Source organism: Bacillus sp. L_1B0_5, from assembly GCF_000836715.1.
Lineage (GTDB): Bacteria > Bacillota > Bacilli > Bacillales > Bacillaceae_G > Bacillus_A > Bacillus_A thuringiensis_S.
This window is the reverse complement of the sequence record NZ_JXIS01000145.1, coordinates 1-14,428: the sequence shown is the minus strand read 5'-3', so window position 1 is coordinate 14,428 and position 14,428 is coordinate 1. Positions and strand designations below refer to the sequence as shown.

Below are 14,428 nucleotides of genomic sequence, written 5' to 3'. Positions count from 1 at the left end.
TATTTTAGTTTTGCAACACCCTCTAAAATATATAAAAATGTATAATTCTTAAAAATAATAAATATCGAATTTTTTAAGAATTATATTCTATTGACTCTATATCTATATACTATCTAATTAATACTCCCATAGATTTTATAGCGTTTGGCTAATCTAATCCTTCGTTTTATGTGTAATTAAAAAGACACCTTAATTTAAGGTGTCTTTCAATTTATTAAACAGCAAGAAAATAGCACAATGATCATTTTCTATCTTTTTGATATCTGTTTCATTGTTATTTTACTTGTATTATGTGACATTCGTAATGAATAGAAATATAAAAACTATTGAATTGGTCCTAATAATCCCATAATTTCTTCAGCTTTTGGATTTTTAATGCTGTAGTAAATTTCTAATCCCTGACGATTTCCCTTTAAAACCTTCCCTCTCATTTTAGATAAATGTTGGGATACTGTTGATTGTGGAATGTTTAAAATTTCGGTCATTTGGGTTACATTTAGTGTTTTATGTTTAGAAAGCTCACTGATCAGTTTTAAACGCATTGGGTGTGCCATAACTTTTAAAAGCTCTACATCCTCTTCTAAAATTGTGTTCTCTACGTTGTGATTTACAAATCTCGTCATAGTATCTTCTCTCCCTTATTTGTTTTCTTCTGTTTTAGTGTAACTTCCTTATTACATAATATTAGTATGTTCGAATGTTCACAATTAAATATATTAATTAAATTATACAACTTTAGTTTGTGCTATTAGTGGAGTTAATGTGTGGTTCGTATGAAGTTTTTATTTACTATTGCCTATTTAAGTGTGAATGCTCTTTGGGAGAAATTAATTATTAAGGTGACAACTTTTAAAGTGATCTACTCGCCACTTAATAAAGCTTAAAGTAGAAGCTTCTCATTTCCGTGACAAAGGTAGCCTTTCAACAACCTGAGCGTAACTTCGGGCTGTCCTCCCCTAGATGTCCGACACTTGGACGCTCTCTTGGTACGATTGATATTTTACGCAGGAACCGAATGACATAGTTTTCCCACTCTATTTTCTCCCCACCACCTCCTATATCAAATTATCAAAGAACTTCATATAGCTAGTAAAAAAGTTATGCACATAATCAAAAAAGACAAACTCTCCAAGATGAAAAGTTTGTCCAAAACCGTGACCCCTTTGGTTCAACACTATAAAATTCATTTCTGACAAGAATCTTTCTTTTTTCATATCCGACGATTTTTGCATCAATACTAACAATAGTGAATTAGAATAGTGACTTAATACTTGCTAGTACAGTAAGTATACCTATTATAATGACAAATACATTGCTCATCTTACCTCTATATTTAGCTAGCACAGGCACTTTACGAATTGCATACATTGGTAATAGACATAAGATAGCAGCAACTAGCGGACCGCTAAGGGCATCAATGATTCCAAGAATACTTGGATTTGTATAAGCAACATACCAGCATGTTAATACGACAAAAGTAAGAATCATTGTCTTAACTGTTTTTTCTCCTATATCTTTCCCACGTTTTTTACCGGACTTGATAATCATGTCACGCATTACCTCATACGCTCCTATATAATGGCCAAGGAAAGACTTTGTAATAGCCACAAAGGCAATAATAGGAGCTGCAATAGTAATTACTGGCGAATTAAGCTCATTAGCAAGATATGATAGGATTGACAAGTTTTGTTCTTTTGCCACCTTAAGATCATTTGGAGTTAAACTTAAGGTACTGCTCCAAACAAAGAACATAACAACAGCAAATGTCATGATATAACAAACTTTTTGTATTTGGGCACATTTGGCATCAGTAGCTTCTATTCCATACGTAGCTCTCTGTTTTATAACAAATGACGAAATCATAGGCGAATGATTAAACGAGAATACGATGATTGGAAGTATCATCCATATCGTTCCTAAATATCCTGTTCCTGTTGAGGTAGTAGAAACACTTGAAAAACTAAGCATTGACGTATTCCACTGTGGAATTAAAGATATCGCGATAAAAAGTAGAGAAGCTATAAAAGGATACACAAGCATGCTCATGATCTTTACAGTTATATCTTGACCAAAATTTAGTATTGCGATAAGACCGAGTACTAAGACAAGCGATAAAATGGCCCTTGGAGGCTCCGGCATGTGCAATTGATGCACGATAAAACTACTAGCGGTATTTGTAAGTGCGACCGAGTACATCAGCACGATCGTATAAATGGAGACAAAATATACAATGTTAAAAATGATACTTGCCTTATCTCCAAAATACTCTCTTATAGTACCTGTAATCCCCTCATCGGCAGAGTTCGAAGCATAAATCATTTTAGCAAGCGCTCTATGTGAATAATACATAACAGGATAGGCAAGTATGGTAATTAACAGCAATGATAATAAACCACCTGAACCTGCATTAATCGGTAAAAAAAGTACCCCTGCTCCAATTGCTGTTCCAAAAAGGCTCAATGCCCAGGTAGTATCCTGTTTATGCCATTTTTTAGGGTCTAGATAATTCTCATTTTTTACTGCAGTATTATCAGCTTGAAATTCTATGTTTTTTGCAGTATTCCCATTCATATAATAATTCCTCCTTGTGTCCTATTCTCAATTCTCTATTTAAGGTATAGGAATATAGACCGTTCTTGAAAAATGAATTGCTTATATAGTGCACCACAACGAATATTCCTCTTCTAAATTAATCAAAATCAAAAAATTAGCGAAGCATCAACCTGATGGTTTTTTTACCACTTACAAAATATTTTAATTATATAGTAATATATTTTATTGATAATTCCCCCAACATACAGACATCCTTAGGCGAACTATAGAGTACACATTGTTAAACATTTCACAATATACTCGATAGCTGTTTATTGATTTGATTGTTTCTCCCCAAAGATTTTATTTTTAATGGCAATCCCTGTAGGTGTAGCCGCAATTCCGCCTAAACCTGTCTCTCTTAACTCACGAGGCATCTGTCTTCCAACCCTATACATTGCTTCAATAACTTCGTCAGCATTGATGATATTGTTTACGCCGGCTAATGCGATGTCTGCTGCTGCTAAAGCATTTGTCGCTCCAATAGCGTTTCTCTTTACACAAGGAATTTCTACCAAACCAGCGACCGGATCACAAACTAAACCGAGTAAATTTTGTAATGCGGTCGAAAAAGCTTCAGAAGATTGCTGTGGCGTTCCACCCGCAGCTTCTACCGCAGCTGCAGCCGCCATCGCTGAGGCACTTCCTACTTCAGCTTGACATCCTCCGTACGCTCCTGAAATACAAGCGTTGTTTGCGACTATCGTTCCATATAACGCTGAAGTGAATAGAAAATGAATCATATCTTCATGACTTAACTGCAACGTATCTTTAATACTAAATAGGACTCCCGGAATCGTCCCACTCGCACCTGCTGTTGGAGTTGCACAAATAGCTCCTAATGCAGCATTTACTTCATTAACACCGATAGCACTTTGAATCCCTAACACCATCAAATCTCCAGAAAGAGTTTTCCTATTTTCTCGATAGTTTTTAAGTTTTACGGCATCCCCTCCGGTTAACCCAGTTGGAGAAAATACACCGTCGCCTTCGATACTTTTATTTATTGCATGTTGCATAGTCGCTAAATTTCGTTCCATTTTACTCCAAACTTCTTCATAAGAAGTTTTAGTTTGTTTGATTTCCTGTTCGATTGCTAATTCATAAATTGGCTTTTGGCTTTTATTAGCTGCATCCACAATTTCTTTTATGGACATATACATATTTTTCACTCCTTAATATAACTAAAGAATAATAAGATTAGCTATATTGCCTAAATATCCCAATTCCTTCTGAACATTACCAGGCAATATCGAATCCAAAGCGAATGCATATAAATATTTTGTTTTATCTTCCAAACTATGAAAGCTGTTAATTTCCACATCATATTGTTTAAAGATCCTGCGTAAAACAAATTCAAAGTCAGCTCTTTCCGAAATCGCAATAACAACTGGCAATGGCCCCTGCAGATCTAAGCTAAATCCATCGATTTCAACATGTTTGACTTCAATCAACCCACCACCGACCGAAATACCCATCGTTCTAATACTTCGACTTTCATCCTCTACATATACATCTGCCGTATTTGGATGACCAGCAGGACTATTACCCGATTTTTCAATAAAGGTAATGTCAATTCCCTTAGACTCTGCTATTTTAATGGCATCTGGCACTTTGCTATCATCGGCAGCAAAGCCTAATATACCAGCAATAATTGCAAAATCAGTTCCGTGACCTTTATGGGTTTCAGCAAATGATTCATAATACTTTACCACAACTTTTTTGGGAAGACCTTGAAATAATCTATTAGCAACTGTTCCAATAGCCAAAGCACCTGCAGTATGTGAACTTGAAGGACCTATCATTATGGGCCCAATCACATCAAAACAACTTTTGTATTTAACAATCTTTTTTTCTTTAATAGATGCTACATTCATGTTCATATAAACACCCCCATAATTTATTATTTTTAATTACTGTTGAATCTAAGTTATTGGAATGACCAATTCAAAATAAAATTCATTTGATAACGCTTTCTTTGTAAGGTTGAATAAACTTCCCTTCTGATCCACTACCCTCCGTATGGTAATCATAGCAGTATGTCCAATTTTTAAAAATCACTGGCAAGTTCTTTAGAATTTTTAAACCCAAACGAGGTTTGGTATTTTCTCTAGAGGTATTGAATTATGTCTCGACGCCCTCATTATAACTTGTATATTTATAAGTTTAATCTTTTTTTATTTTTAGAAAGATTGAATAGACAGAATTTTGAATAGGTAATAAATTACACTTAGTATGTAGCAATTGTGTCCTTTGTTTGAAGCTGTATTAGTTAGTAAAAAAACAAAAATAACACAGAGTTCCTTTCATAAACACATTGATTATATTGGAAAATCATTATAAAGATACTTATATTGGCCTTTGTTTGAACATCTTATTTTGGACGGGAAACCTGTTGCAATAAATGATTAATGTAGATGGAAAGGAATACATGAATGAACCATAAAGTAATTTATGTATATTAATTAATGATTACTCATTAATATTTATTATCAGAAAAGAAGAACTTCTTTTGTAAATCTTTATATAAAGTAATACTATAAAAGATAAGTTCCAAATAACACTAGGGATCCCTAGTGGAATCTATTTTATACTGTTTTTATATGAAAAATCCTCTTCAAAATGCAAAAAAAAGGGCAATTTCAGCCCTTTTTTATTTATAAATCCTCTATATCATATTCAGTATATCCCTCATAATAGTAACTAATATCAATGCCTTTCATGAATACTTCACGGCTATTAATTTTATCTACTAGTGCATTTTTGAGTAAATACTTAATTTCAATATCTTTAATCGGGCTGCGTTCCATTGCCAGTAAATAGTCTTCTTTATCAATCCTATTCCAGTCAACCACCTGTTGAATTTCATTCTTAAAGATTAAATCTAACCATATTCTAGTCGCTCTACCGTTTCCTTCTCTAAAAGGATGGGCAATGTTCATTTCAACATACTTTTCAACGATTTCATCAAAGGTTGTTTGTGGCATAGTGTTTATATGTTCTAGTGAATGGCTTAGATACATAACAGGAGCAAATCGAAAGTTTCCCTTCGCTATGTTAACCTTTCGAATCTTTCCAGCAAAGAAATAAATATCTTCAAATAGATAATTATGAATGTCAGAAAGACCCTTAAATGTGCCAACTTCTATGTGGTTTATTTCTCCTGAATCATATAAATCTTTGGCTTTCATTTTTGATAGTCGTTCTTCCACTCGATTCAATTCCAACTGATTTTTGATACCTAATTTATTTTCTAGCACGGTCATTCTCCTCTTTTTCTGCCATTAATTCTTTTAGCATATCCAAATCTTCTTGTGTGGCTAAATTCTTGATGAAACTTCTAGCCATAGTTTTATAATTAAGGTACTTCGCTTGTACTGGATTACGTTTTTTATAGTTTTTTGTGGCTTCATTTTGCGCCTTGCTGTATGCCATTCTCTCCCTCACTTTCAAGTATATAAGCATATTATATATGACTTAGTAATATATTCAAGCGAAAGAAAAGCTAGTGCCGAAGCCCTAGTCTAACACTATACCAAATATATAATTTTAAATTTTATCATTTCACAATATTTATCTTTTTAGAATAATCTCTCATATGTAATCAAGATTTTTCACTCTCTGTAAAAAGTGATTTATGTTCTACTGGAGAAGAAAGCACTATTAAGGTTGTAGGCTTTCCAAACTCTAAGCACAAATTAATATAGTCTTCAAGTGTATGTACTGATTCTGTCACTACCTTTGTTAGATAACTGTATAAACCGGCAATACGATGGCATTCGACTACATCTGGATGTTCCATTGCAAATTTTTTATATTTGTTGCAATCTCTTGGTTCCATTAAAACAAACGCGGTAATATATTTTTTTAATTCTTTCGGATTAACAATCGTACGATAACTTATAATGACACCCTGTTCCTCTAGTCTTCTGACCCGCTCTGTAACAGAAGGGGAACTCAAACCTACCAGCTTTCCTATTTCAACCATACTTAAACGTGCATTTTCCTGAAGATGTGAAAGAATCTTTAAATCTGTTTGATCCATTAATGTATCTCTCCTTGATTAATTAAGAATACAATTAATAATTCTTAAATTTTTTAAGAAAATTATAATTAATACATAAATTATAGCATGTTATCTTTTTTTAAAACTTTATATAATTGATATCAATTAATGAAAGAGAGGCTGAGTATCTTGACACAACAATCATTGAAACGTTCAATTACTTGGGTACAAGGGACTGCATTAACCATAGGAGCTGTGTTGGGTTGTGGAATCCTTATATTGCCCTCAATTACTGCAAATAGCGCTGGACCAGCTTCGCTTTTATCTTGGGTTATCATGTCCATATTAGCTTTTCCCATTGTCGCAACTCTAGCACGTCTTGCTAAAATGATTCCTAGCGCAGGAGGAATTACAGCTTATGTTCAAATGGCATTTAATGCAAATACGAGTGCCATCCTAGGGTGGATTATGTTAGGATCTATTCCTATTGGAGTACCTATTATCGCTTTAACAGGTGCCCTATATATTGGCTATGTTTTTCCAATAAGTAATGCAGGGGTTATAGGCATAGCGGCATTAATTTTGATTACTTCTTTACTCTTACATATTAAAGGAATTGAGTTATCATCAAAAGTAAGTGTGTTTGTCATTTGTATAATTTCACTTTTAGTAATTGTGGCTGTTGTCGTTTCTATCCCCTATGTAAAATTAAGTTCTTTTACACCTTTTGTACCAAACGGATGGTCTTCTGTTGGAGCTTCTTCAGTAATTATCTTTTTCTCATTTGTAGGATGGGAGATGATAACACCATTAGCTGAAGAGTTTAAAAGACCTGCTAAAGATATTTCCATTAGTCTATTTTTAGGGGCAATTTGTATCTCAATTATGTACATTGCAATATCTTTTGTAACAATAGGGACTCACTCATATGGTGATAAGAACCAGATAGCTTCCCTTAGTATTCTAATATCAAAAGGATTAGGACCAATAGGTACATATATAACCACTATTTTAGCAATTTTCATTTCGTTTAGTGCTGTACATGCTAACATTGCAGGTTTTTCAAGAATGATTTATGCCCAAGCTAGAGAAGGACATTTCCCTTCCTTCTTTGCTAAATTACATTCTAACTTTCAAACTCCAACTAGAGTTTTACTAGTTTTAGGCGGAATTTTTAGTTGTATTTTAATTTTTTATGGTATAGCACGACCAAATTTAGAGACGCTTCTAAAAGGCCCTAGTGTAATTTTTATTACCTCGTATATTTTTACAATGCTAGCTGCTCTTAAGTTATTAAAAGTTCAAGATATAGGTTGGTGGATGGCCTTCCTTTCTCTAGTTATATGTATTTTTGTATACTCATTTAGTGATTGGGCAATTTTCTATCCAGTAACCTTATCATTCATAGGTTGGATTTATATACTTATGAATAATAAGTCCAGCACTGTCATCAATCATCAATTAGATACATCTAATGAAAAATAGTTTCATAATCTCTATAAACTAATTCTACAAATTATATAATGTTATTAAAACTATCCAATTTGAAAAGATAAAAATCCGCCTAACTTATAATTAGTTCAAATTAACTTTATGACATTTGGATAATCATGTGTATTTAAGAAAAAATCAGGATAACTTTTTAAAATCATCCTGGTTTTTTCTGTATAAAATGAATGTCGTTATTTTTAGTTATTTCCACCCTAAACATTTCTTCACAATAAATATACGAACATAAACATCATTTAATTATGTAAAAAATACACAATTAAATATCCCTATAAACTATATAAAATTCAAACCAACATATCAGCAAAAGTAGATCCAACGTTGTTTTTACGCTTCATATGCTTTTCTAAATATATTTTAGTCGTTTGAATATTTTCATGTCCAAGTGTTTGCATTAAATGATATAAATCTGCATTACCTTGTTCTACGGCCATAATTGCAAACGCATGACGAAATGTATGCGCCGTTACTGGATTTTCACGATATAGTAGAAACTCTAAGTTTGTCTTTTTTATCATATCCGTTACTTGATTCGATAATGTTTTAGAGTTATAAGTATTTCCTCTTTGATTTATAAATAACGGGCTCTCATCCCCTTTATCCAAGATCGTTTGGCACCCTCTTCTCAGCCTCATTTCACAAATACACTGATATAAATGTTCCGAAATAAAAAGTTCACGCACTTTATCCCCTTTTCCAGTGACTTTTAACCAGTACTTCCCGTCATAATGTAAATCTTTCACTCTCGCGGTGCACAATTCTTGAATTCTTGCACCAGTACTTGCTAGGGCTAGTAAAATTGTATAGTTTACTAAATGTCCTCTTTCTTTATAAAATCCTAAAATTTTCATAACCTCATTATAGGATAGGTCTCGATTTGGCCGATCCTGCTCATTTACATTTGCGCGCTGTAGTTCTTCATGAAGAGGCTTTTCAATATAAGAAAACACATGAAGATGTTTTAGAAAAGAACGAATGAGCACTGTTTTCTTTGCAAGTGTTGCCACTGCATACGTTTCACCATTCCTACCGTTCTCTACCCGTTTCAGCCAAGAATTGTATTTACGAATATGCCAAGGTTGCAATGTTTTCAATAAAGAAGATTTTTGCTGTACCTCTTCCCCATTCAATTCAAATTCTTCTGCATGCTGCACCATGCACTGACAAAATGATAAGATTTCTGAGATATAACTCTTTTTCGTATCCTCTTTTCTATTCTTCTTCTCATCCATATCTTTTTGTAAATGTACGAAATGATAAATGACTTCTATGTCACTTAAATACGTATATTTACCCTTTCCCTCTTTTTCTGCAACCTCCATCTTATCTTCCACTTTATCTACATAACTGTTGTTATATAGATAGGTAATGATATCTTTTATTTTCTCTACATATGTATCCATATACTCACTTTGATTGTTTATAATTAATAAATTTTCTTTCACATTTTTTTTATTCATATTTCGAATTCACCTCTACTATAGAAGATTATGAATATAATTATTTTTATTACCTATAATTATTATTTTATTTCACTTCTATTAATTATACAAATGATAATTCATTTTCTTTCTGTAAGAACGCTATATTCTTCTTCATTTACTTATATTTATATTTTTTTATAATTTATTAATAAATAGATATCATTTAAAAGTGAATTATTTAAAATTCATAGTGATTCTATAATAAAAATAACTATAAAAACCCATTAACATATAAAGTGAATGAAAAATATCTTAAAACCATAACTATGAATACAATATTTAATAAAATCTATTTCTTATTTTAAATATAAATCAGATTCTGATATGATATATACATACCTAAAATATTAGCAAACGATAGTTATGGAGGTGTCCTTTCATGACACAAGATTTATTTTTCATTACAAAACCTACTGTAACGACAAAACAGGCAGCCGACTTATTAGGAGTAACGGTACAAACAATTTTAAAAAAAGAAAAAGATGGATTAATAGAATGTGCATATAAAGATAACTGGAAGCAATTCGGTAGTAAGATTTTCTATTTAGAGGATATTGAACGTTTAAAAAATAAAAGTGAGGTTAAAGGTCTTAGCACGAAAGAAGTAGCTGAAATTCTTAATGTTGCACCATCTACTATCTTTACGTACATTAAATCTGGAAAATTACCCGCAACAATGGTAGAAAAACGTGGAAAACAAGTATATATTATTGATGAGGAAGATCTAGAGATTTTTATGCTTGATTATGAAAAAACTAAAACAAAAGAGCGAAAAACATTTATTACTAAGATTCAAGATGAAGATATATATTTATATCAATTATTAAAGCATCTACATACCGGAAAAACCGCTAGGGTAATAGAGATTAATGGCGGAGACGGCAAGATTCTTACAGAGGACGAAGAAATTTTTCCTCTATCCACTTATAAGGAACACGATTACTCCTTTGAACCTTTCAATAAAAAAGCGGTAATTACAAAACGAGGGTATTTATCTTTTTCATTTAAAAAACCTCAACTATTTAATTCTATCACTTATAATCTAATAAATTTATTTTATAAAGAGCTAGGTGTTACAAATATGCGATTAAGTAATTCATCAGATACTATCAGATTAGAAATTAAACCTTTTGTACTACAAGTAGATCCATTGCAGTTTCAAGAGGAAATTAAATACTTACATTCTCATATGAAATCCGGCACGATACTTCCACATGTAGAAGGAATTTACTTTAAAAGTAATGTAGAGCCATTAACTTTTCATGTGGATCATCAATTCAAGCAAAAAGTAGTTCAGATGGCAGCCGGTGCTGGTATGGGACAGGAAGAATTCTTATTGCAAGCTGTAAAATCTTATATAAGAAATTTAGAAAAACATTAGATTTCTTATAAATTAGAAGAAGCGTAGAATGGTTTAATTTCTACGCTTCTTAAATTATTCTATTCTGTGGGAGCGTCATGGTCCGCGACATTCTTGTTTCCTCATTTTGGTTCTTATTATCCAAATTGCCTACGCATTTTTATTCCAAATGGGTGCACCTGTCTTCTTTTCTGTCCCATTGGTATCTGTTCTTCTATGATTTTATAGTAATTAACACTTACATCATATTTCTCAGCTACATCCTTATACTTCATACCTTAGATTTTATCTTCTTGAGCTAATTGTATCTCTGTTTTAATTCATACCATCCAACATCTTATATATAATAGGAAGAAACTTGTTATAAATACTCTTTACAGTAAGTCCCTTTGCAAATCTTTTTATATAAATTCTCAATGAAACAGAAAATTGCAACATTTTAGATTGAAGTGGAAACGTTAAGCGCAAAGTATATATTTATATTCCGTAAATAGACAATTCATAAAAAATAAAAACGGATTGATAATTAGCTGGATTCTTCTTTATTTATTTTTACTTTCTAGTCCATTTGGATATAATTGGATAATGAAACTCTTTTCCTTGCAATACATATATAATCCCTTTAAAAGGCCCAAAAACTAATAAAATAACTATGATTATATATAATGGTGCTGTCCACAATATCATTGACAAACTACTCTCATTCATATCGAAATGGAACATAGAAAACATTAAAATCCTTATTATAAAAGTATTCCAGATCAATACAATAATCCATGTGAATAGCTGATAAATACCTGTTTCAATAGCTACTATACGAAGTTCTTTAGATTTGAATATAAAATAAAAAATGAATGGGACAAAGAAAATTGTAATGCCTAAAAAAGTAAGAATCATGAAAGATACTAAAGTAATAGTATGCATCATTAATTTTAGTTTTTTTTCTTGAGACAAGTTCAATTAAACGCCTCCTAGATATAGATTCGCTTTTCTTAAAGCTAAGGATATTATTTTTTACATAGCAATTGTGGATATAGCTTGTTTATAAATTAATTGTTGTTTTCCATTAACAATCATTAGAACAGTAAAACGGTCTAATCCAACAATTTGTCCTGGTATTCTAACTCCACTTTTTAAAACCAGAATAATGTTATTTTTTTCTCTTTTTAATTGTTCATAGTTTTCTTCTTGTAAATCCCTCATTTTACCCATCCCCTTTTATTGTTAATATATATCTTACCACATTAGAATTGAAAAAATGCCTTGGTACATATTTCGCAAGAAGTCTATCCAAAACAAACAATGCATTATCCATTTAATGGATTAATTCAACATAAGATTTAAATGTATACTAATTTTTATTCTGTTGTGTTTTTTATTAATTAATGCGATACGTGAAATTTTAAATATTAGCTTAATTGGCATGGAGTCATCATATAAAAAAGAAAATTGTACATTTCGACAACATTGGGACGCAAATTAATTTGTTACTTGTACGTTAAGTTTCAAAATTAATTATTAAAACCGAGTTTTTAGTAGTGTATATACCCTATAATAAAAAAATCCCCTTCAATTAGCCCTTTTAAAGGAGATTTTTTTCTTTACTCGTTACTTATTTTCACCAATTTTTCTCCTTGTTCTAAAAGCGTGTCATAGTCATTGTTTTCTTTAATTTCTTTAATCTTATTTTCAATTGTAGACGTATTATTTATATTAAAGTACGCATTTAGTACTTGATAGGGTGTCTTCCCTTGTTTGGTTGCACTATCTTCAATATCTTCTTTCCATGGAATATTGGCTCTGTCCATGCTTAATTCAAGAGCTGAGCCAGTCTCATATCTCATATTCCGCTCTAAAAACCTTGGAGATTCTGCCTGTCCATTAGCAATAAAGTTGAACGCCTCCATAAAAGTAACATGATATGGCTTCTCTTTCTTTGCAAGTACCATAAGATTTCCACCGGTTAAATTACTATAACGATACTCTAAGTATCGTGCTGAACCTTCTATTGCTTCAGTTTTTGTTTCTCCAATCAATTGTGGCCATTTTTTATAGCGATAGTTACGTACAATTGTCCAATCATATAATGCTTGATTAATATTTTCTGGGTTCGTATCAATCATTGCTTTATCTAATAACATAAATTCTAATCCCATTAGCGCGTAATTTTCTTTATTTATCGGATATTCGTGAATAGACTCTCCACCATTTGAATCATATGTCCAATCTTTTTGTTTATAAACATGAAAAGCTTCATGTAATAAAAAAGACGAAAAATCAAAATATAAATCTGGATTAGAAAACATTTTCGGATAATATTTAAAATAAAATACATCCATATCATTAATATTTATTGTCCCAAAGTTCCAAGGCATCCAGGTAGAAACCGTTCTAAAATCAAAACGAGTTAAGCGATAGACTTTAGGTAGATGCAAAGAATTTGGGATTTTTATTTCTTTTGCAAAAATACTATTTTCTAATCCTGTTACATTAACTGCATAAGCTTCTTGCCTAAAGGATCCCCCATCTTTATTACTATGTATTAGAACTAATGGCTTTTTTTCAAAATGATAATTTTCATTCCAAAGTTTATCATTCGATTCTTCGAAACTCTTATAAATAGTAGATAATTCTTTTAACATGTTTTGATCCGTTTCATTTAAAAACTTAAACTCTGTATGATATGTTTTATTTAAAATTATGCTTCCCAACATAATTCCTATAAATATCACCAATAAGATTAGTATTACTTTTAAAGATTTTTTCATTATACACTCCTTTTCGATAATGATAATCCTTATTCTGAATAAGGTTTAAAAATTTCCGTTTTATTAATACTCTTTTGGTGCAGACCCAATTTTATTGCCATGGGATAGTGCCAGCGTTCCTATAAATAGGGATAAAGTAGTACCTATGTAGGAAAGATGCTACTTTATCTCTTCATATTCATTCATTATTTAATATAGTTTGTGGGTCATCCTCTCGCAAAGGCGGAATAAGAGATTTTGCCGAGGTACATGAGATTTATAGTCTGGAGGAAGTAATTTGGATACATATACATATCCCATTACAAAACATTATCATTTCAATGTTTCCAGTCATTTTCATAACCTTGACAATAAAGATTTTTCTATGGAATACGCTTCAAATGTGTGTATAATATAGGCTAATTTTCATTTTGGGTTACTTTTGAATTCTTAAATCGGTGGGTATGCAGCTATCTACCCTAAAAAAAGAACATTGGACATTTATTCACAAGCAACTTCCTAAACATTGTTCCTCATTGACTAACTTGTTTATGCTTTTTTTAATTTGCAACAGAAACAAAAATCCCCTCATATTACTTATTGTCTATTATTAGCCGGAGCATCTCCTGTATTCCCATCATGACTTGGTGGCGTTGTATTTCCTTGGTCACTACCATTGTTTGGTGGCGTTGTATTTCCTCGATCACTACCATTGTTTGGTGGCGTTGTA

The 14,428-nt window shown here is 31.7% G+C and carries 13 protein-coding genes; 2 read left to right on the top strand and 11 right to left on the bottom strand.

Features of this window, described 5'->3' with window-relative positions:
• Positions 1–323: 323 nt before the first annotated feature.
• The 7 genes from RT27_RS30195 to RT27_RS30165 all read right to left on the bottom strand — a co-directional run bounded on the left by RT27_RS30195 (position 324) and on the right by RT27_RS30165 (position 6,637).
• The gene (locus RT27_RS30195; RefSeq protein ID WP_000196664.1) at positions 324–623 is read right to left on the bottom strand and encodes a metalloregulator ArsR/SmtB family transcription factor; all 300 of its coding nucleotides are present in this window, start codon (positions 621–623) and stop codon (positions 324–326) included.
• 628 nt (positions 624–1,251) lie between these two features.
• A complete protein-coding gene (locus RT27_RS30190) occupies positions 1,252–2,571 on the bottom strand; it encodes an aromatic amino acid transport family protein (protein ID WP_043938829.1) in 1,320 nt (439 codons plus the stop codon).
• Positions 2,572–2,864: 293 nt separating this feature from the next.
• Positions 2,865–3,755: an L-serine ammonia-lyase, iron-sulfur-dependent, subunit alpha gene (gene sdaAA, locus RT27_RS30185; RefSeq protein WP_016082851.1), complete on the bottom strand. Its 891-nt coding sequence runs from the start codon at positions 3,753–3,755 to the stop codon at positions 2,865–2,867.
• A 21-nt stretch (positions 3,756–3,776) separates the two neighbouring features.
• Positions 3,777–4,475: an L-serine ammonia-lyase, iron-sulfur-dependent subunit beta gene (sdaAB, locus tag RT27_RS30180; protein ID WP_043938827.1), complete on the bottom strand. Its 699-nt coding sequence runs from the start codon at positions 4,473–4,475 to the stop codon at positions 3,777–3,779.
• Between the two features lie 774 nt (positions 4,476–5,249).
• Positions 5,250–5,858, bottom strand: a complete 609-nt coding sequence (locus tag RT27_RS30175) for a Fic family protein (RefSeq protein ID WP_033690372.1) — start codon at positions 5,856–5,858, stop codon at positions 5,250–5,252.
• Complete coding sequence (locus tag RT27_RS30170) at positions 5,839–6,027, bottom strand: hypothetical protein (RefSeq protein WP_016082849.1); 189 nt, start codon at positions 6,025–6,027, stop codon at positions 5,839–5,841. Before RT27_RS30170 ends, RT27_RS30175 begins: the two co-directional genes overlap by 20 nt.
• A gap of 169 nt (positions 6,028–6,196) precedes the next feature.
• Complete coding sequence (locus RT27_RS30165) at positions 6,197–6,637, bottom strand: Lrp/AsnC family transcriptional regulator (protein ID WP_043938825.1); 441 nt, start codon at positions 6,635–6,637, stop codon at positions 6,197–6,199.
• Positions 6,638–6,787: 150 nt separating this feature from the next.
• Between RT27_RS30165 and RT27_RS30160 the strand changes: the two genes are divergently transcribed.
• Positions 6,788–8,083, top strand: coding sequence for an amino acid permease (locus RT27_RS30160; RefSeq protein ID WP_043938823.1), 1,296 nt, complete (start codon positions 6,788–6,790; stop codon positions 8,081–8,083).
• Between the two features lie 311 nt (positions 8,084–8,394).
• Here RT27_RS30160 and RT27_RS30155 read toward each other — a convergent pair whose 3' ends face one another.
• Entirely contained in the window at positions 8,395–9,567 is a 1,173-nt protein-coding gene (locus tag RT27_RS30155; RefSeq protein ID WP_043938821.1) for a tyrosine-type recombinase/integrase, read from the bottom strand.
• A gap of 403 nt (positions 9,568–9,970) precedes the next feature.
• On the opposite strand from RT27_RS30155, the gene RT27_RS30150 reads away from it, so the two are divergent.
• A complete protein-coding gene (locus RT27_RS30150) occupies positions 9,971–10,972 on the top strand; it encodes a helix-turn-helix domain-containing protein (protein ID WP_043938819.1) in 1,002 nt (333 codons plus the stop codon).
• A gap of 531 nt (positions 10,973–11,503) precedes the next feature.
• On the opposite strand, the gene RT27_RS30145 is transcribed toward RT27_RS30150, so the two are convergent.
• The 3 genes from RT27_RS30145 to RT27_RS30135 form a co-directional block, all read right to left on the bottom strand.
• The gene (locus RT27_RS30145; protein ID WP_016082845.1) at positions 11,504–11,911 is read right to left on the bottom strand and encodes a hypothetical protein; all 408 of its coding nucleotides are present in this window, start codon (positions 11,909–11,911) and stop codon (positions 11,504–11,506) included.
• Between the two features lie 54 nt (positions 11,912–11,965).
• Positions 11,966–12,154 (bottom strand): RNA chaperone Hfq, encoded by a 189-nt coding sequence (gene hfq / locus RT27_RS30140; protein WP_043938818.1) that lies wholly within the window; start codon positions 12,152–12,154, stop codon positions 11,966–11,968.
• 398 nt (positions 12,155–12,552) lie between these two features.
• Complete coding sequence (locus RT27_RS30135) at positions 12,553–13,719, bottom strand: hypothetical protein (RefSeq protein WP_043938817.1); 1,167 nt, start codon at positions 13,717–13,719, stop codon at positions 12,553–12,555.
• Positions 13,720–14,428 lie beyond the last annotated feature (709 nt).

Coding starts and splice junctions, on each gene's coding strand:
- RT27_RS30170 (WP_016082849.1), bottom strand. CDS start 6,027: ATGGCATACAGCAAGGCGCAAAATGAAGCCACAAAAAACTATAAAAAA.
- RT27_RS30190 (WP_043938829.1), bottom strand. CDS start 2,571: ATGAATGGGAATACTGCAAAAAACATAGAATTTCAAGCTGATAATACT.
- sdaAB (WP_043938827.1), bottom strand. CDS start 4,475: ATGAACATGAATGTAGCATCTATTAAAGAAAAAAAGATTGTTAAATAC.
- RT27_RS30155 (WP_043938821.1), bottom strand. CDS start 9,567: ATGAATAAAAAAAATGTGAAAGAAAATTTATTAATTATAAACAATCAA.
- RT27_RS30165 (WP_043938825.1), bottom strand. CDS start 6,637: ATGGATCAAACAGATTTAAAGATTCTTTCACATCTTCAGGAAAATGCA.
- RT27_RS30175 (WP_033690372.1), bottom strand. CDS start 5,858: ATGACCGTGCTAGAAAATAAATTAGGTATCAAAAATCAGTTGGAATTG.
- RT27_RS30195 (WP_000196664.1), bottom strand. CDS start 623: ATGACGAGATTTGTAAATCACAACGTAGAGAACACAATTTTAGAAGAG.
- RT27_RS30135 (WP_043938817.1), bottom strand. CDS start 13,719: ATGAAAAAATCTTTAAAAGTAATACTAATCTTATTGGTGATATTTATA.
- hfq (WP_043938818.1), bottom strand. CDS start 12,154: ATGAGGGATTTACAAGAAGAAAACTATGAACAATTAAAAAGAGAAAAA.
- RT27_RS30150 (WP_043938819.1), top strand. CDS start 9,971: ATGACACAAGATTTATTTTTCATTACAAAACCTACTGTAACGACAAAA.
- sdaAA (WP_016082851.1), bottom strand. CDS start 3,755: ATGTATATGTCCATAAAAGAAATTGTGGATGCAGCTAATAAAAGCCAA.